We start from the raw sequence: 26,422 nt of genomic DNA, 5'->3' as shown, positions 1-26,422 counted from the left end.
CTCTGAGCTAACAAAATTGGTAATCAGCTCGTCCATCTACGCCACTCTAGGCATTTTACTTACTCGCCTGTGCACGAACTTCAGTAAGGCGTTTAGAAATACGATTCACATCTTCACGGCTGAAGATTTCATCTAGGTTCATCGACAATTTACGACGCCAGTTTGGATACTCATCCACCGTACCAGGAATATTGACCGGTTGATCCATTTCTAGCCAGTCTTCAAGCTGCACACTAAGCAGTGCAGAGTCACCTGCGGCTACGTGCAGTTGCAGCGCTTCGCTTAGGTATGAATCCATTGGCACGTACTGAGCATCATGACCAATGCCTTCTGGCAAATAGCCATGCCAGCGAACACTGTCTAGAATGCCTTGTTTGCACTTCAAGCGATCAGCGAATAGGCCTTCCAACTGCTGCTCATCAGGGTACAGACCAATCTCACGCCCCATCTTCAAGTCATCACAGTGCCAGAAACCGCGTAGTGTTGGCATATCGTGCGTACACAGCGCAGCCATAGACTGCTCAGCGTAGTGCTTCGGAGAAATAAAGCCACCGTCGTCTTTTGATGTTTCGAAGAAGAAGACTTTGTACGAATGCACACCCGCATCACGAAGGATATCAACGATTTCATCAGGTACAGTACCCAAGTCTTCACCGATTACAGAACACTGATGACGGTGAGATTCCAACGCTAGGATTGCTAGCATGTCTTCCACTGGGTAGTACAAGTATGCGCCTTCTGTCGCTTTCTCGCCTTTTGGAATCCACCAAAGGCGAAGCAGGCCAAGTACGTGGTCGATACGCAATGCACCACAATGCTTCATGTTAGCACGTAGCAATTTGATGTAAGCGTCGTAGCCAGTCGCTTCTAAAACCTGAGGGTTAAGCGGAGGCAGACCCCAGTTTTGGCCTAGTGGACCAAGTACATCTGGTGGTGCACCGATGCTTGCATCCAATACTAGCGCGCCTTCATCAGCCCATGTTTCACTACCAGAATCAGCAACACCAACCGCAAGGTCACGGTACAAACCCACAGCCATGCCTTTTTCTTCGGCTAGCGCTTGCGCTTCTTTGATTTGATCGTCTGCGATCCATTGCAGGTACATGTACAAGTGAACACGATCTTGGTTATCCTTGATGTACTTCTGAGTACCAGCTGCGTCGAATGTGCGGTATTTCTCAGGGAATACAGGCCAACCCCACATGTTTGCATCTTCTGCATGTAAATCAGCATGAAGTGCATCGAATGCAGCTTGATGTAGCAAGCTGTCGCCGCCTTTTTCAACAAAGTCCAAGAAGGCACGAGCGCGATCGGTGTTTTTGTCTAAATGGCGAGCTTTAAACTCACTGAATAGTAGCGGAAGAACGCTCATTTTTAGTTGCGAAACTTCGGTGTAATTCACCCAATGAGAGTCTCGCGCTTTTTGTAAACGTTGTTGGAACTCTGCGCTACCAACACGCTGTTGTGCTTCTGCACTTAGCGCGAATTCAGGTACAGAGCTTACGTCGATGTACATGATGTTCAGCCAGCGACGAGAAGACGGGCTGTATGGGCTTGCCCCTTCTGGATTCGCAGGGAACAGCGAGTGAATCGGGTTCAAGCCAATGAAGTCACCGCCACGAGAGGCAATATCACTCACCAGTTGTTTTAGGTCACCAAAATCACCGATGCCCCAGTTATGCTGAGTACGCAGTGTGTAAAGCTGGATACTAGGACCCCATAGCTTTTTGTGTTGGTTTAGATCGTCTTGTTTGAAACACGCTTTCGGCGTAATGATCAATGACATCTCGTAAGGTGTTTTACGACGCTTACGACTGATGATCAGTTTGTGATAACCCCAAGCCAAGTTCTTTGGCAATGCAAACACTAGAGGGCCACCCTCAGCACGCTCATCACGAACAATTTGGGACTGAAGATAGCCTTCAAGTACCTCTCCTTGTTCTGTTTCTAAACGCCAGCTGAATTCACTCTCACGAGCACTCGTACCTAGGTTTAGTTCCACTTCGACTGGTTCGCCGTCGCGTAAAACAAGAACAGGGGCTAGTACGTCTTTTTTATGTTTCTTTTCAGCAGAAGCCAGTAGTTTTTCATCACTGCTAGTATCGTAGCCAAGCGAAGCGAGCAAGCGGCGTAGCGTCTCCTCAGACACTTTAGCCTCATCTCCCCAAGCACTGACATAGCTATCAGCCAATCTCGCCATTTCCGCGACTTTCTTTAATGCTGTTTGTTCTTTCATCGCTTTCTCCGAAGGTAATACCAACACCTTCCATGTAGGGTTTTATTGTTATCAATAACTTCTTTTGGAAAATGACCAAAGGTAGCGCTTGGCTACCTTGGTCTTAACTAGGTTCTATTAGCGTTTCACCGCTTCAAGTTTCCAGATATTGTTCACGTAGTCGCGGATTGAGCGGTCTGACGTGAACTTGCCAACAAGGGCGGTATTAAGAATGGCCTTCTTCGCCCAGCCAGCTTGATCTTTATATTGTTCGCTCATGTCTTCGTGTGCTTTCACATAAGAGGCGAAATCCGCGAGACATAAGTATGGGTCACCACCGTCTAGCAGGCTGTCGTATGTGGCACGCAGTAAGCCTGGTTGGCCTGGTGTGAACTCTTCACCCAATAGCAAGTCCATTGACGCTTTGAGTAAGTGATCCGCATTGTAGTAATCAAATGGGTTGTAACCTTGAGCTTTCAGCGCTTTCACACCTTCAACATCTAGACCGAAGATGTAGATGTTCTCATCGCCTACTTCCTCACGAATCTCAACATTTGCACCATCCATTGTACCGATAGTTAGCGCACCGTTTAGCGCCATCTTCATGTTACCTGTACCTGATGCTTCTTTACCCGCTAGCGAGATTTGTTGAGAAACGTCAGCCGCAGGGATAATGATTTCAGCCATGCTCACGCGGTAGTCAGGGATGAATACCACTTTCAGCTTGTTACCGATGCGAGGATCGTTGTTCACCTTGTCTGCAATCTTATTGATTGCGAAGATGATTTCTTTCGCTAGGTGGTAACCCGGTGCTGCTTTTGCTGCGAAGAACACAACGCGTGGCGTACACTCAAAACCTGGTTCATTAAGAATACGGTGGTACAGAGACAGTACGTGTAGCAAGTCTAGATGCTGACGTTTGTACTCGTGCAGACGCTTGATTTGAACATCGAAGATTGCATTAGTATCGAGCTCGATACCCATGTTCTCTTTCACCCAAGTTGCTAGGCGTTCTTTGTTCTCTTTCTTCACTGCCATGAATTCTTTTTGGAATGTCGCGTCAGTAGCGTACTTCGCAATACCTTCAAGTTGCTCTAGTTTCGCTGGCCATTCTGGGCCGACTTTCTCAGTGATAAGCTGAGACAGACCTGGGTTACAGAACTTCAACCAGCGACGTGGCGTAATACCGTTCGTTACGTTGTGTAGACGTGTCGGGTACATTTCGTGGAACTCTGGGAATAGGTCTTTCTTAACCAATTCAGAGTGAAGTGCTGCTACACCGTTTACTGCGTAAGAGCCGATTACACATAGGTTTGCCATACGAACCATGCGGTGGAAACCTTCTTCGATGATAGAAAGCTTCTGTTGCTTCGCGACATCACCCGGCCACATTGCACGTACGTCTTGTAGGAAGCGGTGGTTAATCTCGTAAATGATCTCCATGTGACGTGGTAGCAGGTGCTGGATTAGCGACTCTGGCCATGTCTCTAGTGCTTCTGGAAGTAGCGTGTGGTTGGTGTACGCAAATGTCTTAGAGCTGATTTCCCAAGCCGCTTCCCAAGCTAAACCTTTTTCATCCATCAGGATGCGCATTAGTTCAGGAATCGCAATCGTTGGGTGTGTATCGTTAAGCTGGATAGTCTCTTGCTTAGGTAGATCCGCTAGCGAGTAGCCCGCAGCTTCGTGGCGACGTAGGATGTCACGTACAGACGCTGCTGAGTGGAAGTACTGCTGCATTAGACGCAGTGTTTTACCTTTCTCGTGGTTGTCGTTCGGGTAAAGCACTTTAGTGATGTTACCTGCGTCGATCAGTGCGTGCTGAGCTTCGAAGTAATCACCATTGTTAAAGCTTGCTAGTGAGAATGGTGCAATCGCCTGACATTCCCAAAGACGTAGCGGGTAAACCGTGTCTGATTCGTAACCCACAATTGGAAGATCCCAAGGCATTGCTCTTACTGTCATGCCTGGTACCCATTTGCGAACCTCTTTACCGTTCTCGTTAATCACTTCAACGTGACCGTAGAAACCGATCTCTTGCGCAAGTTCTGGACGCGCAATTTCCCAAGGGTAGCCTTCTACACCGCGCCATGCGTCAGGTGCTTCTTGCTGGCGACCATCTTTGAATGACTGTTTAAATAGACCGTATTCGTAATGTAAACCATAGCCGACAGTTGGGAATTCTTGTGCCGCACATGAATCCATGAAACACGCAGCCAGACGACCAAGGCCACCGTTACCCAATGATGGGTCGCGCTCTTCTTCTAGCAGATCAGTTAGGTTGTAACCCAGTTCAGCCATTGCTTCTGTTACTTGTTCATACAGACCCATGCTGATTAGGTTGTTACCCGTCAAACGACCGATAAGGAATTCTAGCGAAAGGTAGTTAACGCTCTTCGCACTTTTAATGCGTGGATCTTCTTCTGTCGCAAGCAAATCTAGAGTAGTAAATTCAGCCAGAGCATGCCCCATTGCTAGGTACCATGCGCGGCTGTCTGCGTTTTCAATCGTATGAGCGTAAGTTACAGATAGGTGTTTCTTTACGCTTTCTTGGAACGACTTCTTGTCAAATTGTTTTTGTTGAGTAGGTTTCATTACGAAATTCTCACGTCTTTTGGTAATTCATCTGCCATACATCGTGCATTTACCTCTGTGAATAAACATCCTCCTAATTCTCATCCTTTGAAGGAGGAGGGCTGAGGGCGTAGAGGGGGTACCATTGCTAGGTTAGTGATCCAAATCTCAACAAAGTGAACTTTGCACCAGTTCTTAGTGATTTTGATCACAATGGAATGTGAGAAAGGTTAAAACCCGTTCATGACGCTTTTTATAGTCCACTCATCTGATGATGTGAAAATTGTAATATCGGTCACATTAACTCGGTCAGCGTAGAAGAACTTTTCGTAATCTATGTGCAACGCGATCTTAACGCTAACGAAACAAACGATATTTAAGTGACGACAATCACAAATAAAGGGCGTAGTTGATGGTAAATCCATCAACCCTTGAGAATTAGGAAGTGGATCAAAGTAACGAACATTTCTGATGTCGTAACATCCCTCTCAGCTCACAGGATTGTACGCTTTTTATACAAACTAGAATTAGGCGATGTGAGTTATTTCTAGTTTTCGCTAGCTTTTATATTTAAGTGACCGTATGGAATGGTTTTTCAGACGGACGCAAGCCCCAATAGTAGCGACATTATCCGGTATTCAAACAGTGTTTTTGATGCTGATGGCATCATTCAGTAAGACGGCTTTCAAGGGGGCTTTACTAGAATGATCACGTTGCTGTCATTTGGGTATACATAAATAAGGACATAACTACTAATGTGGATTCCATCTAAGCTTACTCGACCAGGACGCCTGCACAATGCCATCGTGCGCCCACGAGTGTTGGACTTACTACAGCAAGCGCCTTACTACAAATTGGTTTTATTCCGATCCCCAGCAGGTTACGGAAAAACAACAATGGCAGCGCAGTGGCTATCCGATAAGCCAAACGTCGGTTGGTACAGCATTGATGACAGCGATAACGACGGCTTTCGCTTTGTAAACTATCTGCTTCAAGCACTAAACAAAGCCACCAACTTCAGTTGCGCTAACGCACAAAAACTGGCGGAAAAACGTCAGATCTCGTCTTTACGCTCCCTATTTAGCGAAGTATTCGCAGAAATGGCTGACTTTCATCAAGAGTGCTACGTGGTGCTTGATGACTACCATTTAATCACGAATGATGAAATCCATGAATCCATGCGTTTCTTTTTAAAGCACATGCCAGACAACCTCACCGTTGTGGTAACCAGTCGTGCAGCGCCGCCTCTAGGCACTGCAAACTTACGTGTTCGTGATTTAATGATCGAAATTGGCAACGAGATGTTGGCGTTTGATACCGAAGAAACCACTCGCTTCTTTAACCAGCGTATCGCCGATGGTATTGATGAAGACATGGCGAACAGCCTAAGAACCTATGTTGAAGGTTGGCCATCGGCGATGCAGTTGATCGCATTACAAGCCCAACATCAAAACCGCACATTGGCGCAAACTGTAGAGTCGGTATCGCAGTTCAATCACGCGCATTTGTGGGATTACTTGGTCGAAGAAGTGTTTGACTTACTCGATCACGAAACTCGTCACTTTTTAATGCAAGTATCCGTGCTTGACCACTTCAATGATGAGCTAGTGTTTGCCCTTACCCAACGCGAAGATGCACTGGGAATGATTGAATCGCTTAACCGTTACGGCTTATTCATTTATCCGCTCGAAGGGGAACAGAACTGGTTCCGGTTCCATAACTTATTTGGCGAGTTTTTATCGCATGAGCGCCAAGCTCGTATTCCTCAGCAAGAAAAAGATCTCCACCGCAATGCTGCTATCGCTTGGTTACAACAAAAAGCACCACACCAAGCGATTCATCATGCACAAAAATCGAATGATAAGGACTTAGTGGTAGAGATCCTAAACGAATTCGGCTGGAAGATGTTTAACCAAGGCGAACTCAGCACACTGGAAAGCTCAATTAACAAGTTGGACGATGATCTGTTGTTCAGCCACCCAAAACTTACGATGCTCCGAGCATGGTTGGCTCAAAGTCAGCATCGTTATAACCAAGTGGGCCACCTGCTTGAAGAAGCGGAAGAGGAACACAAAAAGCGTAACATTGCGTTAGATATTCATTATCAAGGTCAAGCAAACGCGTTGCTTGCTCAAGTGGCTATCAACAGTAACCAACCAGAAAAAGCTCTCGAATTAGCGGAGCTAGCGCTTAGCCAACTTGATAACACAATTTACCGTAGCCGAATTGTGGCGACTTCGGTTGTTGGTGAAGTTAACCACGTGCTAGGTAAACTAGACCGTGCTTTGCCGATGATGCAACAAACTGAAAAGCTAGCTCGTCAGTATCAGGTATATCACCAAGCGTTATGGGCAATATTGCAGCAAAGCGAGATTTTAATTGCACAAGGTTACGTGCAAGCTGCCTTTGAACTACAAGATTCCGCATTTCGTCTGATTGAAGATCAGCAGCTTCAGCATGTTCCTCTTCATGAATTTTTGCTGCGTATTCGCGCGCAAGTACTTTGGTGCTGGAACCGACTTGATGAAGCGGAAGAATGCGCGTACAAAGGTCTGCAAATTCTCGAAAACCAACCACCAAGCAAGCACTTACATAGCTATTCGATGTTGGCGCGTATTGCGATTGGACGCGGTGAATTAGACAAAGCAGGTAAATTCATTGAGCATATACAGCACTTGATGAAACAGTCGACTTATCACGTAGATTGGACTGCAAACGCTTCACTATCGTTGATTCTATTTTGGCAAGCGCGCGGGAATACCGATGCAATGCAAGAATGGCTCAACACTGCGGTTCGTCCTGAATCGGCATGCAACCACTTTTCTCAATTGCAATGGCGTAACATTGCTCGCGCCCACATTAATTTAGGCCAATATACCGACGCTCGTGCTGCGTTAGATTTTCTCCAAGGTGAAGCTCGTCGCACTAACCTAATCACAGATACTAATCGCAACTTAGTGGTTGAAGCGGTCCTTTCTGCTCGCCAAAAAGATGAGGAGCAAGCCAAGGCTCTGTTAAAAGAAGCATTAGTAATGACGAACCAAACTGGCATGGTCGGAAACTTCCTGATTGATGGTGCAACCATTGGCGGTCTGCTGGAGAAGTTGAGCCTCCGCCATGAACTGGGCGATCTTGAGCGTCACCGTGCTCAACAGTTAATGAAGGACATTTCATCGAATCAACGTAGCCGGTCGATTCACTTTGATGAAGACTTTATTGAAAAGTTGGTGAATCACCCTAATGTGCCAGAGCTAGTACGTACCAGCCCATTAACACAACGCGAATGGCAGGTTCTGGGACTGATTTATTCAGGCTTTAGTAACGAGCAAATCGCACAAGAGCTGGATGTGGCAGGTACGACAATTAAAACCCACATTCGCAACCTGTACCAAAAGCTTAATATTGCTAATCGTAAAGAAGCCATTGTGACAGCTGAAAATTTGCTACAGTTAATGGGATACTGAACTGCTAGATAAACGGGTTAAAACGTAAAGTAAAACACAAGGGTTGGCGTAACACGTCAGCCCTTTTTTATGACTGACAGTAAGAGAAGTGCAATTTGCAAAGCACGTAAGTAACGTTGTTCATATAAAAAAATAGCCAACCGCAATAATCGCGATTGGCTTATATTTAGTGTGAACAAATTGTATTCACTAACAACGTCAGTTGGCTAGGTGACCCTCGGCTTAAGAAGGGTCGAGCAGTATTATGCATTAATCATGCCAAAATGCAAAGACTTATTTTTGGGCACAAGATCTCATATAAGCTGGATTTATTCACGCGCAAATTATCAAAATGCAACTTTGTAATGCAAATTGCAATTGCATAATGCAACCAAGACTGATAATTGATAGTAGAGTTAATCATCTCAAAAATGTAAACCAAGCATTAAAAGCTCGTTACGGCGACATTGTCTCTTGGCGGGTAATAAAGATAGGCAATAGATTGGATATAAAACCAAGTAGTTACAGCACTATTTCATACTTTTTTCATCGCAATGTTTGTATACTCTCTGCCATCGAAACGACTTAGCATTAGAGCAATGAACTACTTAATTACTTTCTTCAAGGGAATCGCCATGGGTGCAGCAGATGTTGTACCTGGTGTATCTGGCGGCACCATCGCGTTTATCACTGGTATTTACGATACGCTGCTTGAAAGCATTCGACGCATTAACCCCTCACTTTTCTCTATCTGGCGAAAAGAAGGGGTTAAAGCCGTGTTTAATCACATCAACGGATTCTTCCTTATCGCTCTGTTTGCCGGCATTTTCACCAGTATTGCAACGCTAGCAAAGTTGATTACTTGGCTTCTTGACACACACCCGATCCCACTTTGGTCATTTTTCTTTGGTCTAATTTTGGTCTCTGTGTATCACATTATTCGTCAGGTTGAGCAACGCGATCTTGTCCGCTTTGTCATTCTGCTCGTTGGTGTCGGGTTTGCTTATAGTATTACTGTGCTCAAACCTTTACACATGGAACCAACGGCCATTAACACCTTATTCGCTGGAGCTATCGCGATTTGTGCAATGATCTTGCCGGGTATCTCTGGCAGTTTTATTTTGCTGCTGATTGGCATGTATGCTCCTGTATTAGCCGCAGTGAAAGGTTTTCAAGTCGATACATTAGCGCTATTTTTGTCTGGCTGCGTGCTCGGTTTACTGTCCTTCTCTCACTTATTGTCGTGGTTACTACGCAAGTTCCGTGATTTCACCCTGATGTTTTTGACTGGATTAATGATTGGTACGTTGCCAAAGATTTGGCCATGGAAAGAAACCATCACTTGGCGCACCAATTCGAAGGGCGAACAAGTGCCATTGCTACAGCACAACCTATCACCATTTGAATTTGAACACGTGACATCACAACCTTCTCAGTTAGTACTTGCTGTCGTGATGATGCTTGCAGCCATTGCTCTGGTTTTGGGTCTAGAGAAATTCGCAGATTCAGATAAATAACTTTGGTATCAAACACATACTGAACCAAATAAAAACGGAGCCAATTGGCTCCGTTTTTATCTATTGGCTAAGGGCAAAACATCTCAATTGAAAACTCTGCTGTATTTGATGCAATAAAGTCCGTCGCGTTACTAAGAAGCTGGTCACCGAGGTATAACGCACAATTTACCGAGGTCACGAGTTGGCGAGCGGCGCATCTGTGCTACGATGCTCGTAATGTTAAGTGATAAATGCTGAACCTTAATGAAACTGTTACAAATCGCCGCTGTTTCAGCCGCATTAGTTGCGGGATTTTATGCCCCGACTCTAATAAAAAACTTTTCTTCTTCCACTCAAAGCAAGTCAATAGATGAATACTGCTTTCTCTCTACAACCTCTTGCGTCCAAGAAAATGTTACGATGACGCTAAACTCAGAAACTGCTCAACCCTTGGTTCCTACCACTCTAAATGTTGAGTGGCATACAAGCGATGCTAAGCAACTCATCCTAAGTCTTTCAGGAAGAGAAATGGAGATGGGTGAGCCTAAGTTTTTGCTGAAGCAAATCGCTCCTGGCCAATATCAAGGTGACATCATTCTCCCAGTTTGCACGGAGGATGCAATGACTTGGGTTGGTGAACTCAGTGATGGAGAGAATACCGTTTACCCTGCTATAAAAATGCAAAGATAAGGAATCGTTATGAGCCGCAATTGGTCCCTATTTCTCGTAGCTGCTTTCGCACTCGGGTTTGGCGTAAAGAGCTATTTAGATAATCAGAAAACGAAGCCAGAGCAAGTGGACAGTTCCACCTCTCAACAAACAGTATTGTTTGGGGAAAATAACCAAGCCATCAATATCTTCGATGTGAATGACCCTCGCATCCGAGTCGTCTATTTTGGCTTTACTCGCTGCCCAGACGTTTGCCCAACTTCTCTTGCAATGCTGGCAGGAGCACTGAATCAAATTGACGACGCGCAAAAAGCACAACTACGCCCGATGTTCATTTCTTTAGACCCAGAGCGTGATGAGGCCGATGCATCAGCAAAATATGCCCATTACTTCCATCCAATGATTGAAGGCCTATCGGCACCACTTGATGTAACGACACCTTTGGCACACAACTATGGTGTCATTTTCCGCAAGACAGAATTGGAAGGCTCGGAACTAAAGTACACGCTGGATCATAGCTCTTACTTTTACTTCTTGAAGCCGGATGGCACGTTAATCACTAAAGTACCGCATACGCTCTCGCCGGCACCGATTGTTGAAGCCATTTCAAAACTAACGACCGAAGGCTCTTCAAATGACGGTTAAGTCAGCGCTGAAGCAATTTTTCAATTTCCTAACTCATACCAACCCCAATGTCGAACAAGACGTCGATACGATCATTGACGCCATTGGGGGCATAGAGAACCTGCTAGAAACTGGTGCATGTGCGACTCGGCTGCGTCTTACCCTCAGAGCGACGTCCGTCATCGATAAGAACGCACTCAAAAATCATGGCGCGCATGGCGTCGTGATATTGGATGATCGTCATGTCCAAATCATATACGGCTTAAAAGCCAACACGTATTCGCAAATTATGGAAGAGCGCATCACAAAACAAAGTTAATATTTTTGCAGTATAGCTACCCTCTTTAAAAAACGGCGGCTATACTCTTTTGGCTTAATTAACTCACTTATTTATTAACCAACGAAGAGGACACAAGATGATTGTATTGAATAACACTAACTGGGCATCGCAAGGGTAACCCTAACAGCACCAACTCTGTGGCATAGCCACAACTCCCCTTCTCTGCCCGGTCTTCACCGGGGTCAACTCTATCCGAATTAGACCCTAATGCGATTTGTATTAAGGCGCTTTGTTGCGTCTGGGATAATTCAATGATGAATCAAACACATACTTTTTGTGACACATTAGTTTCAACTTCAAACCCTCTAAAACAATTGGGTTGGAAACCATTTTTTCAGCAACAACTGACATTAGACGATTACGACAACACTATCTTTGCTCGTGTAATTGCGCATCACCGAAGTGGTTATTTATTGGCAACAGAAACTGGGCAAGTTCATCTTAATGCCCACCATTCTTTACCCAATATGACCGTCGGAGACTGGGTAATCTTAAATGAAGATCAGCAATTTGTTCGCCTACTGGATCGCTTGAGCCTCTTTAGCCGCAAAGCCGCTGGCAGCAAAGTGGCAGAGCAACTCATCGCAGCCAATGTGGATACAGTGTTTATCGTCTGTTCCCTTAACGACGACTTCAATTTAAGTCGTATTGAACGTTATCTTGCCTTGGCTCATGAAGCCGAAGTCGAACCCGTCATCGTGCTTTCCAAAGCCGATTTGTGTGACAATACTGATGAACTAAAAAGCCAAGTACAGAAGCTCGACCCTCTATTAGCGATAGAGACAGTCAACGGCTTAGAAATAGAGAGTGCTTCTAAACTCATGACCTGGTGCAAAGAAGGACAAACCCTCGCTTTTATCGGTTCTTCAGGCGTTGGCAAATCAACTCTTGTTAATGCATTACTCGGGCAACAAGAACAGGCAACTGGGCATATTCGTGAAGACGATAGCAAAGGGCGACATACAACTACATCGCGCTCTATCCATCTATTACCTGATGGCGGCATCTTGATTGATACTCCGGGAATGCGCGAGCTTCAACTAGCAGATTGTGAATCGGGGGTCAGTGAGGCATTTTCTGATATTGAGGCTCTCGCTCAGCGTTGTCGCTTTGGTGATTGCCAGCATCAAACTGAGCCGGGTTGCGCAATTCAAACTGCGATTGAAAATGGCAAACTGGAAGTTCGTCGTTTCAATAACTATCAAAAACTATTGCGAGAACAAGCCTTTAACGGTGCGACTTTGGCAGAGCAACGAGCTCAAAGTCGACCGTTCGGGAAACTCACTCGAAATGCCATGAGTGATAAGCGCAGGCGCCAACAAAGTTATTAATTTGTTGCGTTTGAGTTGTCAATAAAATCAAAGGAGACGAAAGTCTCCTTTTTAACAACTTTATTAAAAACCATTACTCATAACTAATGATAATTTTCAACATAAAAATCTTATTTAAATAACATTGAGCAAACACTTAATCCAAAAACAAACTAAAACTAGACACAAAATATTACCAAGCTAAGATATGTGATATTCAGCAAGAAAATGGCTGAATTTATAAAAACAGGATAATTGATAATCATGTGTCTTAGTGACCAGAAGCAATGCTCACCCCTTGCAATACAAGGGCATTATCGCCGTGTAATGATGGACTATTGCCCTGCCACTCTGGCATAAAATTGCAGGAATGATGTATGCAACACAACAGCCTCGTTGCCCGATATGCTCGTGGTAACCTCGTCGTCCAGATCCTTGTCGGTATCGTCTTTGGTATTTTGCTCGCGACAATTTCTCCAAGCCATGCCGAAAGCGCGGGATTAATTGGTAGCCTTTTTGTCGGTGCGCTTAAAGCGATCGCGCCAATTCTTGTGTTTATTTTGGTTGCCGCTTCAATTGCAAACCAAAAGAAAAACCAACACACTTACATGCGCCCAATCGTTGTACTGTACCTGATGGGTACATTCTTCGCGGCGCTATCAGCAGTGGTTCTAAGCTTCCTTTTCCCGACCAATTTAACGCTTGTCACCGGCGCTGAAGGTGCAACGCCTCCTCAAGGTATTGCTGAAATTCTACGCACATTGTTGTTTAAACTGGTCGACAACCCAGTAAATGCACTAGTAGAAGCAAACTACATCGGCATTCTTGCTTGGGGTGTGGGTCTGGGTCTTGCACTACACCACGCATCGGCAACAACGAAGGCCGTATTTGAAGATCTAAGCCACAGCGTGTCTCACATTGTGCGCTTTATCATTCGTCTTGCACCATTTGGTATCTTTGGCTTGGTTGCTTCAACGTTTGCGACAACAGGCTTTAGCGCGCTAGCAAGCTACGCACACCTTCTGGCGGTTCTTCTTGGCGCAATGATGATCATCGCACTCGTTGTAAACCCGGCGATCGTGTTCGTTAAAACCAAACAAAACCCTTACCCACTTGTATTCCGTTGTCTACGTGAAAGTGGTGTAACAGCGTTCTTCACTCGTTCAAGTGCGGCGAATATTCCAGTAAACATGGCACTATGTGAGAAGCTAAAACTGGACGAGGATACATACTCAGTATCTATCCCTCTAGGTGCGACCATCAACATGGCTGGTGCTGCAATCACTATCACAACGCTAACGCTTGCAGCTGTGCACACTATGGGTATCGAAGTTGATCTACTGACTGCGCTACTTCTAAGTATTGTAGCTGCGGTTTCTGCATGCGGCGCATCAGGTGTTGCAGGCGGCTCTCTACTACTTATCCCACTTGCGTGTGGCCTGTTTGGTATCTCAAACGACGTAGCAATGCAGGTTGTAGCGGTTGGCTTCATTATCGGTGTGATTCAAGACTCTGCAGAAACTGCGCTAAACAGCTCAACAGACGTTGTCTTTACGGCAGCAGTTTGTAAATCAGAGCAGCAAAAAGCTCAGTAAGACTGACAGAACAAATAGAAAGGGGAGCCGATGATGGCTCCCCTTTTTTGTTTAATTGCGCTCAATTATGCGGTGACCAGAGCCACTTCTTCAATCGGGAAGTGTTTGCTTGGTTCAACAAACTCTTGCTGCGCCGCGATAGTTTGCAGCTCCCATTCGCCTGCATGATACGTTGCACTTAACACCCCGTAGCACGCGTCATGACAATGTTGGAAAGCTTGTTTAGGAGACCAGCCTTTTAAGAGTCCCGCGGTAAAAATAGCTGAAATAAGATCGCCCACGCCAACAGGTTGTTTAGCAAACTCAAATTGAGGACGCTTCGCAAGGTAAATACCTTCTTGCGTAGCCAATAGCATGTTAAAGCTGCCATTTTCTAGGCAGTAAAGGTGCTTAACTAGCACCACTTTTGGACCTTTCTCTAGCGCACGTTGGCATGCGGTGATCGCATCGTCTAGTGAGTGGATTTCCATCTCAGCAAATTGACTTAGCTCGAATTGGTTCGGAACGATCACGTCCGCCATTGGCATCAAACGCGTTAGAAGATTTTCAGCAATGCCCGGAGCCACAATGCAGCCTTTGTCTGGCGCGCCCATCACAGGGTCGCAAACGTAAAGTGCGTTCCGGTTCGCTTGCTTCACTTTCGTCACGGTATCTTCAACAGCAAGGCACTGCTCTGCGCTACCTTGGTAGCCCGTCAATACCGCTTGGCACTTTTCCAGCGCGCCGATGTTACCAAGTCCACGAACTAACTCGCTGATGTCTTCAGCCGCAAACGCTCGCCCAGTCCAGCCTTCTTGATACTGCGTGTGGTTAGAAAATTGAACGGTATGAATCGGCCATACTTCGAAGCCCATGCGTTGCATTGGGAAAACAGCACTGCTGTTACCAGCATGACCAAAAGAAACATGAGATTGTATAGAGAGGATACCTTGCATAGTACCTTACCTCTTATTGTAGTTATCGATAGTTCAAAGACAGCGGCAAGCGCCAGTTTTGCGAAACCAGTAGTGTATCCGACAAACCAAGATTCTCTAACTCAATTCTCCTCGATATCTTCAGAGTAAGTTGGAGCGTTGGTTTTCAACACCATCTTCTTAATTTCCATTTTGTCTTTATTCAGTGCGATTTCTAGGGTATCTCCTTCCCTTATCCTAAGCTGAGCCAGGATTACGCTTGGAATGACTACGGCGGTGTCGTCACCGATTTTAACAGGTTGACTTATCATCTTTCGTCCTCCAAATGTCGAAAATGAGTTTTCACGTCATTGGATGTCTAGCCTCAAATACGTTGAGCTGACTTGGGTTTGGCGTAAATGCCTAAAAACAAAGAGCCTTCCACACCGCGTTTGGGAAGGCTCTTTCTGTATTATTTTTTAATTTGCTAAAGGCTCATGCTTCGCAGCAATCAGACCGTAAGCACTCCAGCCTAGGAAGGTTACGATAGACCCCCACATCATCGCTTCGTAGCCGGAGCCGTAAAGCGCATAGAAGCTGTACAGAGAGCCAATCAGAGCGATAACGTTGGTGGTTTTCATCTCGCGCTCTGGCACGTGCGCCACTTGCTGCATAATAAAGATTGCGCCCATACATAAGATGTAAGGAATAACGTTTGTTACTACCGCTAGGTTAACCAGTGCTTCGAACTGCTCGTTCAGCGTTGGAGAAATCGTCATTAGAGACAATACTGATTGGATGATAGTAATCGCGATCATACCTTTGATCGGTGTGCCGCGTTTGTCCACTTGAGAGAACAATTTAGGGAAGAAGCCCGCATCAGAAGACGATTTGAACACTGACGCGATAGTGAATTGCCAACCCAATAGAGAGCCCGCACAAGCCAATACCGCCATACCCGCAACCACTTTACCTGCTGCTGAGCCAAGCATCACAGACCATACGGTTGAGAATGGTGCGGTAGAAGCGGCAAGCTCAGAGTTTGCAACGATACCAGAACAGATGTTTGTCGATACAATGTAAACCACAGCCGCAATTAGCGTACCGCCTAGCACTGCGATTGGTACGTTCTTCTCTGGATTTTCTACTGCTTCAGAGTTCGCACAAGCTGATTCAAGACCAAGGAATGCCCATAGAGTCATCGCAATAGAAGCACTCACCGCTTCACCAAATGGCAAGCTGTGTGGGTTCCAAGCTTCAATGTACATGGTTGGGTTAAACCAGAACCAACCAACAATACCCAATGAACACACTGGTAGGATTACGCCCCACACGGTGAATGTACCAATTTGACCTGTGATTTTCGCACCACCGAAGTTAGCGAAAGTACAAATCCAAAGAATGGCGATGGTGTACAAACAGGTTTCGACCGGAGATAGGGTCACTTCAAAGAATGCGGAGCCGTAACCCACACAAGTAATCGCGATCGCAATATTCGCAATAAGGAGCGACAAACCGTAAGTCCAGCCCGCCATAAATGCACCCGATTTACCGAATGCATAAGACGCGTAACCGTTCATACCACCGTCACGTTTACTAAAGCGACCACATTTTGCGAACACGTAAGCCAACGCCAAAGAGCCCGCCGCCGTGATCAGCCAAGACAACACAGAAATGGTGCCCACTTGCGCCAGTTTACTTGGCAGCATGATGATACCGGAGCCAGCCATATTGATGAACGTCAGAATGGTTAACTGCACCACCGACATTTTTTTAGTTTCAGTACTCATAAATTATTCTCCACGAATAAGCGGTTCGCACCGACGCCGGAGCGTGGTGCGAACGGGTAGATTAATCTTTTAGGACATAACAATGTGCGGTAGTGCGACCGTTAACATCTTCAAGGTACACACCTTGAATTTCTGGCGCGAAGCCTGGGAAGCGGTTAATGCCTTCTTCTAGAGATAGGAAGTAATCCACCACCTGTTGAGTCCAGACTTCACCAGTGATCACACAGATAATGCCTGGAGGGTAAGGAAGTGCACCTTCAGCGGCTACGCGGCCCACGGCCTCTTTAAGTGGTAGGTAATTGCATTCACCACGGAAGTATTTGCGTGTTGCTACTTCAGGTTTGTGAACCATTTGTGGGAAGTACTCGCTGCGGAACATCGCTTTTTGTAACTGTTTCACGTTCAGCTCTTTGTACATGTCATGCATTTACTGACATAGCTGACGGATGGTGTAGCCACGGTAGCGTTCTTTATTCGCTTCGTAGACGCTTGGAAGTACGATACTTAAAGGGGCATCATCACGGATGAATTTTTCGAATCGGTTAATTTGAGCTACAAGGTGACGGATCTTACCCATATCTTCCGCAGGAGTGAGTAGGAACAAGATAGAGTTCAAGTCACACTTCTCAGGGATGATGCCGTTTTCACGAAGGAAGTTCGCCAATAGCGTTGCAGGAATACCGAAATCTGCATAGCTGCCGTCTTCTGCAATACCCGCAGTAGTTAGCAACAATTTACATGGATCAACGAAGTATTGACCTTCACCGTAACCTTCAAATTTGTGCCAGCTTGCGTTTGGCTCAAACATGAAGAATTTCTTGTTCGTTGCTATCACGTCAGTGTCGTAGCTGCCCCAAGGTTGGCCTTCGACTTCATCTGGAATGAACGGACGAATCAATTCACAACTCTTAAGGATTTCTTTACGCGCTTCGATACCTGTCTTAACCGCATCGCGCCATAAACGCAGACCTGCTTCGCCGTCGTGGATCTTCGCGTTCACATCAAGCGCAGAGAACAGTGCGTAGAATGGTGAAGTCGATGCGTGCATCATAAACGCGTTGTTAAAGCGTTTGTGGTTACAGTAACGAGCTTGACCTTTGATATGGCGGTCTTTTTTGTGGATTTGCGATGTTTGAGAGAAGCCAGCTTGTTGTTTGTGAACAGACTGAGTCACGATCACACCTGCGTCTTCTGGTTTCAAATCCAGCAGCAGTGGTGAACAGTCTTTCATCATAGGGATGAACTGCTCATAACCAACCCACGCAGAGTCAAACAGGATGTAGTCACAAAGATGACCTATCTTATCCATTACGTAGCGAGCGTTGTAGATAGTACCGTCGTAAGTACCAAGCTGGATAATAGCAAGACGGAAAGGACGTTCATCGCGTGCACGTTCTGGGTCCACTTTCGCGATTTGAGCACGAATGTATTCTTCATCGAAACAGTGTTCATCCATACCACCGATAAAGCCCCAAGGGTTACGCGCCGTTTCTAAGTAAACTGGCATACCACCCGCTTGGATTAACGCACCGTGGTGGTTCGATTTGTGGTTGTTACGGTCGAACAGTACCAAATCACCTTCAGTTACCAGCGCGTTACACACCACTTTGTTTGAAGCAGAAGTACCGTTGAGTACGAAGTAAGTTTTGTCCGCGTTAAATACTTTTGCAGCGTGCGCTTGCGCTTGGTGTGCAGAACCTTCGTGGATCAGCAAGTCACCTAAATCCACGTCCGCGTTACACAAGTCACTACGGAACAGGTTTTCGCCAAAGAAATCGTAGAACTGTTTACCAGCTGGGTGTTTTTTGAAGAACTGACCACCTTGGTGTCCCGGACAGTCAAACGCTGAGTTACCCATCTCAACATAGTGCGTTAATTGCTTGAAGAAAGGAGGAAGAAGACGACATTCGTACTTGGTTACTGCTTCATTGATTTGACGACAGTAGTACTCAATAGATTGTCTTTCTAAATCGATAACGCCAGTTAGCCAAACGTAATCTTCTGCCGAAACTGGGTTTTCATCCGTTACTAAGAAAACTGGAATACCGTAACCCGTTTCAGAAATCATTTTATGCAGACCTGCTTTAATGTCTGCTGAAGTAATAATAGCCGCACCAACGTCGGTTAATTCAACTTGCTCTAAGGTTGTAAATGACGATTAAATTGTTCATCTAAAGACTCAGCTAATAAACTGAAGTCTTCTGGCATGTAATTACTAACACCTATAATTAAACTTTTCATTTGGAATATCTCTTTTTTGTTCTTTAAAATTGACAAGTACAGATATTACAAACGAAAACGATATTTAAAATTCAAAAAACAAATTTCGTGATTAAATTTTCACATTTAAAAGACTTATTTCCTCGAATTAAAATTTCGCGACCTTCATCACTTTCCAATTGATAGTCCAATGATATTGAAACCAGAATTAAAAGGAAAAATAATTAAAAATTGTGTGACCACAACCATTATTGTTAGAAATAAAATATCAAGAAAATAATTTTTTGAGATTTCCATCACTATATAATTATTAGGAATGATAAATATTTTAATTTTAACTAAATTTAAACACATAATAAAAAAGCCATCAACACATGTATTGATGGCTTTTTACTTTAGGTGCAAAGGAAACACAATTCAATTAAATAAATGACTATCTAGTTTGACTCCATCATTCGACCATTGCTGATAACGTTTTACAGACATGCCTGACGAGTACATAGTGTGTTTACAATCCATGCACTCGACAAAATACAAGCCACTCATGCCAGCCATAACGTGCAGTCTACGGCTATCACAACGCTTACAGGACAAGCGTTTTACTTTGGTATTGACGTCAATACGACGAGCAAAGTTTAACGTTTCGTGAGAACATAAAGCCTCAACAGCACTATCTTTAAATGGATGTTCACTCAACAAGTAATTAATGGCGTAATCATACACCGGGGGGATTGAAGATTTTCCACTTTCAATATTACTTATTTTAGCGACGGAAACACCTAATAAAGAAGCGAACTCAGCCTTACTGTACTCTAAGATAAACCTTGAAGAGATAAATTTATCTGCACTAATGATTCTCAACATACACAAATCTCTAATATAAATAAAAACAGAGATAAAAAATTATCTCTATTTATTATGAAACATGTAATGAAAAAGTTACTTCCTAGTGTAATTCTGCATATTAACTATGCTATTTTATTTTTACGTTATCTTGCGCCTAATTAATCATAAAATCAATAATCGACACCTAAATATAAAAGAACAATTTAAGATTTATAATACATTTTTTAATTTAAATTATTAGATAAAGTAATGAGTACTATTCACCTATAAATCGGGGCATCAAGTATTGCTCTTCAATCATTATTACTATCAATTGAAAAGTCTTGATCTAAGCCCAATAGCGGAAGTAAATAAAGAGGGAAAAACCTCTTTTTTAAGGTAAACAGATCCCATCTTAGTTAAGTACTAAAAATATGTTGAAAAATCGCATAAATAGTATGCACATCAGTAAAATGACTGCTTAAGTAAGTTTACATTCTGTTGTCGTGACTGATAGAGATACTGGCAAAAGAGCAAAAGAAAAGCCTCAATCTTGAGGCTTCTGGATAAGATAGGTTATGGTTGAAGGAAGTTTTGAGTGAAATCGAGCGCCTCTTTAGAAAGTTTTTTTTCGTTGGGCGATGTGCTTGCCTGACCTTCTGCTGTTACCGTTGTCATGTTAGGCTGAAAATCTAGTGTTGATGCCTCCTCCCAAGCCTCGGAGGCGTCTTTATTCTCATCATTCAACACCGCATTGAGCTCCTCTTCCGCAGGAAAATACGCTTCGCGTTTGTACACTTTGTTAAGGGCTCGAATAATAGAGTGCTTTCTCACCATTCCTGAGGCCAGTTTTCTTTGCAACGGCTTCGCTATGGACTGCAATCCAACGACAATATCAACACCAATATTGGTTGCCACTTCATCACGTAACGTACGCGCAGGTTGGTAGCCCATATTGGCAGCAAGAAACAGCCAAACGTAAGCAATTGCATTACCCGTTTTACCTTTATCCTTCCACGCTTCGCCAGCATGATACATCGCTTTAGCACTGCCACCTTCCGCGGCCCGTTCCAGCCAGTAGCAACCTTTAACCATGCTTTTTTCTGTACCAATGCCATTTAGGTAACATAAGCCGACTTGGATCTTGCCATCCGCACTGTCTTTTTCCGCCGCTTTCATAAACCAGTAAAGCGCATCTGCACTGCGTCCTGCACTATTGTCTGGTGAAAGCTGCCACTCACCCATGTAAAGCATGGCATCAATGCAGCCTTCCTCGGCTGCGGTTTCAATCAGTTGGTTACCTTTGGGAATATTTTTTTCCGTTCCGCGACCAAAAACCAACGCTTTGCCTGTCGAAAATTTCGCTTCGGTATCCCCTTCCATTCCCGCAATTGCGGTACGCCAGAAGTTTGCCTGCTCTTTTAAAATCACATCTTCGCGCATGCGTTCACTTAAGCGAACAATGCCGTACATCCCCGTCACATTGTCCAGTTTAGCGGCTTTATCATACCAATACAGCGCTTGACGAATGTTGTCCTTTTCGGCTTCTTTCGCTAGAAATAAAATGGTGGGGATATGCCCGGTTTCTGCTTTGAACTCTCGCTCTTTACGCTCTTGCTCTCGCGCTTTATGCATCGCCTTTCGATAAGCGGCTTCGCGAGCTTTCCTCTCTGCCTCGAGTCTCTGTTTCCGCATCGACAACGAGATCATCCACACAAATATCAGGACGAGTGAAAGGCCAGTTGCCGCAATGGCAATGCCCATACTACTCATAAATAGCCTCTTTTGGTTTCAGGGCCCAATTCAACTCCCTTTCAGGGAAATCTTATGATTACGCGCCGACATAACGCCGACTACCTTCATTATATAACGACCACTTAGCGAAAATCTGAAGCTTGCGAAGACTTAATGGCGGTATTTTATTCAACATCACTGCAACTTATTTTTAAAAGAAAAATATAGCCCTCATTTTTATAGAACTTAATCACGGTTTTGGGGCTGAGACATTCTCATCCCCTATCATCCCCCCTTACTCCTCCCATAAAAATTCACATTTTAATGATGTGCAGAATCTCTCACTATGCGCCTGTTTTATTATTTAATTTGTGAACAAAATCGACTGTGACAGAAAATTTGCACCTGTAAAAAACTTAACAGCCTGCTCTCACATTTTGCTGATGATTCAGTGTATTAGCATCTAATTGAACATTTCCTTTTTGGCATCTGCCTTTCTAGCGTGTGCAAAACCTTCTTGATGATTGAGTCAGCGAAGGCAGCGCGCAGCTCAATATCAATTCAATAACAATGGATTTGTAAACGTGGACAATAAGACATTTAAATTATCAACAATTGCCAAAACCGTACTGCCTTTGATTTCCGTCGCGGTAATCAGCGGTTGTGGTAGTGATAGCACGAACGAAGATACGACGAACCCTGGCTCAGGCTTGTACCCTGCGGGAGAGAACGAAGTCGTCATTTATTACAAACGTGACGTAGCATCAGCTTCAACGGCCAGCGACTACGAAGGTTGGGGCTTGCACCTATGGAACGGTGAGGGCTGTACCAGCACAGATTTAGACGCAATGGGCATTCCGGGAACAGGAACGGATTGGTCTGCGCCACACCCATTCGATGGCATCAACGACACCTACGGTGCTTACTACGTACTGAAAATAAACCCAGATGCCTCTGACCCACACGAATGCATGAACTTCATTCTGCACAAGGGTGATGAGAAAGCGTTCGGCAGCGCAAACTCAAAAGTAGAGTTGACGAAAATCGGCGAATCGAAAGGTTTGTTTGGCTTCCACGGCAGCAGTGAACTTTACTACGAGCCAATAGAAGAGCGCCCTGTTGATATTGATGGTCAAAAAGCCCATTGGTTAGACGCCAACACCATTGCATGGGAAGCGGCGACCAGTGCGGATTCCATGAAGCTGTTCTACAGCCTTAGCAATGACATCAAAATGGATGAAGATAAGCAAATCTCTGGCGGTACAGCGGTTGAGCTGACAAAAGCTGGTGAGTTGTCTGATGGTCTGAAATCACGCTTCCGTCACCTTGCTAGCCTTCAAGCTGCGGGTATCGATGTCGATGACGCGACCTTGCGTACGATCCTGAAGTCACAAATCGTTATGGTGGCTTACAACGCAAATGGTGACGTCATTTCTGCAACTGAAGTGCAAAAACCGGGCGTTTTGGATGCGGTGTTTGCCGATTCCAAGGCAGGTAACGCGATCGGTCAAGAACTCGGTGCGATTGTGGAAGGCGGTGCCGCAACCTTCAAACTATGGGCACCAACTGCCCAAGATGTTGATCTGATAATCTACGATGAAAACTTAGCAGAAGAAGCGACCGTTGCCATGACGGAAGACCCAGCAACAGGTATCTGGGTTTCTGAGGCACAAAGCAACGTTGTCAACAAATATTATCGCTACCAAGTTAAGGTATACCACCCAACAACTGGCGTCGTTGAAACGCGTTTGGTAACAGACCCATATTCAATGAGCTTGTCTAAGAACTCACGATACTCGCAAGTGGTTGATTTAGATGATCCAAGCTTAATGCCTCAAGATTGGAAAAACTACGCACGCCCAACGGTTAAAAAAGACGAAGACCACGTCCTTTACGAGTCACACATTCGTGATTTCAGCTTTAACGACAGCAAAGGCACACCAAGTCTTGATGGCAAATATCTGGCGCTTACAGAACCTGAGCGTGAGTCTGTATCTCACTTACAAGCTTTAAAAGATGCTGGCCTAACAACGCTACATATCCTGCCTGCGTTTGATATTGCAACCGTGGATGAAGACGCTGACAAGCGAGTCGATATCACCGACACCGTGGGTAAACTTTGTGGCATCAAGCCAGAAGCCTCCATTTGTGAGACCGAAGATGACGGCAAAGTAATTGAAGAGGTATTAAATAGCTACGACCCAACAACGGGCAAAGCACAAGCGTTGATGAACGATCTTCGCATGCTAGACAGCTTCAACTGGGGTTATGACCCTTACCACTACACCGTGCCAGAAGGCAGTTATGCGACCGATCCTAACGGGTCTAAGCGTATTCTTGAGTTCCGCGAAATGGTTCAAGCGACGCATAAAATGGATCTGAAACTGGTCATGGACGTCGTGTACAACCACACAAATGCATCTGGTGTGAACGAAAAATCAGTACTGGATAAGATTGTCCCTGGGTACTACCACCGCCTAAACGTCAACACTGGCGGCGTCGAAAACTCAACCTGTTGTGATAACACCGCAACCGAGAACTTGATGATGGGTAAACTAATGGTTGACTCATTGATGGTATGGGCGGATGACTATAAAGTCGATGGTTTCCGTTTTGACCTTATGGGCCACCAGCCGAAAGATGTGATGGTTTACGCACTTGAAAAAGTCCGTGAAATTGACCCGAATACCTTGTTCTACGGCGAAGGTTGGGACTTTGGTGAAGTCGCGCAAAACGCTCGCTTCGATCAGGCGACACAAGTCAACATGGCGGGGACAGAAATCGGTACTTTCTCTGATCGTCTGCGTGACGCAGTTCGTGGCGGAAGCCCGTTTGATGGCGGTGTAGATTCTGAAGGTAAGCACCCACTTCGCTTTAACCAAGGCTTTGGTAACGCCGCTTATCCTAACGAAGAAACCAAAACTGACGCAGAGTCGGTGAATGGTCGTTTACACAACCAAGATCTGGTTCGTCTAGGTATGGCTGGTAACTTGGCTGATTACATCCTTCTTGATTACAAAGGCGAAACCAAACTGGGTAAGAACGTTGATTACAATGGTGCGCCTGCAGGCTACACAAAAGTGCCATCAGAGAACATCTCTTACGTGTCTAAGCACGACAACCAAACATTGTGGGATAACAACGCCTACAAGATTGCGACAGGCACTTCATCTGCCGAGCGTGCACGTATGCAGTCTGTGTCCCTATCAACGGTGATGCTTGGTCAAGGCATTCCATTTATCCACATGGGTTCTGAGCTATTGCGCTCTAAATCTATGCAGCGCGACTCGTACGATTCTGGTGACTGGTTCAACCGTGTATTCTTCGACGGAAGCGACAATAACTGGAACGTTGGTCTACCACGTGAAGACAAAGACGGTGCAAACTGGGAGCTGATCAAAACCATCGTTGGTGACAGCACGGCGAAACCAGATTCAACCGACATCGAGCTGACTAAGCAACAATTCCTAGAGCTACTAAAAATCCGTAGCACAAGCGAACTGTTCCGCCTAGATACCGCGCAAGAAGTGATGAACCGTGTGGACTTCCGCAACGTAGGGAAAGACCAAGTGGAAGGCTTGATTGTGATGTCTATCGACGATGGTACATCAGCGGGTGCCGATTTAGATTCGAACTACGATGCTGTCGTGGCCGTTGTGAACTCAACATCAACTGAGAAATCTTTCAAAGTTGCTGGCGCAACTGGTTTCGAACTGCATGAAGTTCAACAAAACTCTGCGGATGACATCGTCAAAGGTGCAAGCTTCACCAATGAAACGTTCACAGTACCAGCACTGACAACAGCGGTATTCGTGCAGCCACAAAACGGCGCACAAGGTGCTGGCCTACCAGTAAACACGGATAACAAAGACGTATCGAGCATTCCTCCTTACGGCGAAACCGTTGTTTACGTGAAAGGCACGATGAACGAGTGGTCTGATAGCAGTGATTGGGCGATGACCTTTATTGGCAACGGTATGTACTCTGTAACTGGCGTTCTTGAAGCTGGTGAACACGAGTTCAAATTCGCGGACTCTGGTTGGGCAAATCCAAACATCGGTTGTGATGCTGCGAATATAGCTTCTGGTTCACTAGACTTAGGTTCAGAAGGTAACTGTAAGCTGTCTGTTGCTGAAACAGGTAAGTACAACTTCACTCTGAACGCGCTGCATGTTCAAGATGAAAGCGTAGAAAAACCGGTCGTGTCAGTGACCAAATCAGCAGATGCACCAACATTCGGTGAAACAGCACTTTACTTACGTGGCACTATCACTACATGGGATGCTCCAGCACAAGACTCAACAGCGAAGTTCAGCTATGTTGCAAATGACGTTTATTCGCTAGACATTGACCTAGCGGCGGGCAACTACGAAATGAAAGTTGCGAGCGCAGACTGGGCAGCAGACACCAACTTCGGTGGCGAAGGCAGTGTTGAGCTTGGTAAAGCGCTAACGATGGAAGTCGGTGGCGGTAGTGCAAACCTGAAAATTGCGATTGCAGAAGCAGGAAATTACAACTTCCACTTCAACGCGGCTGACAAGTCGGCGCCAATCGTGACGGTAACGAAAAACTAATTTCATTTAAAAACATCCGTAATGAAAAAGGGGAAGCATCACGCTTTAATGCCGATCAGTTAAGACTTTAATCGGCAGATCAGTTGAATGATCCTACCAACATGTAACAATCCGATAGACCCT

General features: G+C 45.1%; 15 protein-coding genes and 1 pseudogene. 8 read left to right on the top strand and 8 right to left on the bottom strand.

Features of this window, described 5'->3' with window-relative positions; all coding sequences use genetic code 11:
* Positions 1-55 precede the first annotated feature (55 nt).
* Both malQ and R8N49_RS17475 read right to left on the bottom strand, forming a co-directional pair.
* The gene (gene malQ / locus R8N49_RS17480; RefSeq protein WP_005374838.1) at positions 56-2,236 is read right to left on the bottom strand and encodes a 4-alpha-glucanotransferase; all 2,181 of its coding nucleotides are present in this window, start codon (positions 2,234-2,236) and stop codon (positions 56-58) included.
* 117 nt (positions 2,237-2,353) lie between these two features.
* Entirely contained in the window at positions 2,354-4,807 is a 2,454-nt protein-coding gene (locus tag R8N49_RS17475; RefSeq protein ID WP_005374836.1) for a glycogen/starch/alpha-glucan phosphorylase, read from the bottom strand.
* Positions 4,808-5,541: 734 nt separating this feature from the next.
* Between R8N49_RS17475 and malT the strand changes: the two genes are divergently transcribed.
* From malT to sstT, 7 genes are all read left to right on the top strand, one after another.
* The gene (malT, locus tag R8N49_RS17470) at positions 5,542-8,250 is read left to right on the top strand and encodes an HTH-type transcriptional regulator MalT (protein ID WP_318190025.1); all 2,709 of its coding nucleotides are present in this window, start codon (positions 5,542-5,544) and stop codon (positions 8,248-8,250) included.
* A 578-nt stretch (positions 8,251-8,828) separates the two neighbouring features.
* Positions 8,829-9,746, top strand: a complete 918-nt coding sequence (locus R8N49_RS17465; protein WP_025998607.1) for a DUF368 domain-containing protein — start codon at positions 8,829-8,831, stop codon at positions 9,744-9,746.
* Between the two features lie 243 nt (positions 9,747-9,989).
* A complete protein-coding gene (locus R8N49_RS17460) occupies positions 9,990-10,415 on the top strand; it encodes a hypothetical protein (RefSeq protein ID WP_017634464.1) in 426 nt (141 codons plus the stop codon).
* A gap of 9 nt (positions 10,416-10,424) precedes the next feature.
* A complete protein-coding gene (locus tag R8N49_RS17455; RefSeq protein ID WP_017634465.1) occupies positions 10,425-11,039 on the top strand; it encodes an SCO family protein in 615 nt (204 codons plus the stop codon).
* Positions 11,029-11,337 (top strand): PTS transporter subunit EIIB, encoded by a 309-nt coding sequence (locus R8N49_RS17450; protein WP_017634466.1) that lies wholly within the window; start codon positions 11,029-11,031, stop codon positions 11,335-11,337. The genes R8N49_RS17455 and R8N49_RS17450 overlap by 11 nt, the downstream gene beginning before the upstream one ends.
* A gap of 275 nt (positions 11,338-11,612) precedes the next feature.
* Positions 11,613-12,689, top strand: a complete 1,077-nt coding sequence (gene rsgA, locus R8N49_RS17445) for a ribosome small subunit-dependent GTPase A (RefSeq protein ID WP_258489192.1) — start codon at positions 11,613-11,615, stop codon at positions 12,687-12,689.
* Positions 12,690-13,045: 356 nt separating this feature from the next.
* Positions 13,046-14,263 (top strand): serine/threonine transporter SstT, encoded by a 1,218-nt coding sequence (gene sstT / locus R8N49_RS17440; protein ID WP_005374821.1) that lies wholly within the window; start codon positions 13,046-13,048, stop codon positions 14,261-14,263.
* Positions 14,264-14,328: 65 nt separating this feature from the next.
* Here sstT and pdxY read toward each other — a convergent pair whose 3' ends face one another.
* The 6 genes and pseudogenes from pdxY to R8N49_RS17410 form a co-directional block, all read right to left on the bottom strand.
* Positions 14,329-15,198, bottom strand: a complete 870-nt coding sequence (pdxY, locus tag R8N49_RS17435; RefSeq protein WP_186585600.1) for a pyridoxal kinase PdxY — start codon at positions 15,196-15,198, stop codon at positions 14,329-14,331.
* 101 nt (positions 15,199-15,299) lie between these two features.
* Positions 15,300-15,488, bottom strand: coding sequence for an AbrB/MazE/SpoVT family DNA-binding domain-containing protein (locus R8N49_RS17430; RefSeq protein WP_042522194.1), 189 nt, complete (start codon positions 15,486-15,488; stop codon positions 15,300-15,302).
* A gap of 147 nt (positions 15,489-15,635) precedes the next feature.
* The gene (gene potE, locus R8N49_RS17425; RefSeq protein WP_042522196.1) at positions 15,636-16,946 is read right to left on the bottom strand and encodes a putrescine-ornithine antiporter; all 1,311 of its coding nucleotides are present in this window, start codon (positions 16,944-16,946) and stop codon (positions 15,636-15,638) included.
* Between the two features lie 61 nt (positions 16,947-17,007).
* A pseudogene (gene speF / locus R8N49_RS17420) lies at positions 17,008-19,104 on the bottom strand (ornithine decarboxylase SpeF); the annotation flags it as partial.
* Between the two features lie 479 nt (positions 19,105-19,583).
* Positions 19,584-20,030, bottom strand: a complete 447-nt coding sequence (locus R8N49_RS17415; RefSeq protein WP_025768646.1) for a helix-turn-helix transcriptional regulator — start codon at positions 20,028-20,030, stop codon at positions 19,584-19,586.
* A 537-nt stretch (positions 20,031-20,567) separates the two neighbouring features.
* Positions 20,568-21,764, bottom strand: coding sequence for a tetratricopeptide repeat protein (locus R8N49_RS17410; protein ID WP_186585598.1), 1,197 nt, complete (start codon positions 21,762-21,764; stop codon positions 20,568-20,570).
* Positions 21,765-22,309: 545 nt separating this feature from the next.
* Between R8N49_RS17410 and pulA the strand changes: the two genes are divergently transcribed.
* Positions 22,310-26,299: a pullulanase-type alpha-1,6-glucosidase gene (gene pulA / locus R8N49_RS17405; RefSeq protein ID WP_186585597.1), complete on the top strand. Its 3,990-nt coding sequence runs from the start codon at positions 22,310-22,312 to the stop codon at positions 26,297-26,299.
* Positions 26,300-26,422: the final 123 nt, after the last annotated feature.

The organism is Vibrio sp. 1978 (assembly GCF_033344345.1).
The sequence above is the reverse complement of the archived record's forward strand: the minus strand, read 5'-3'. Positions and strand labels throughout refer to the sequence as shown.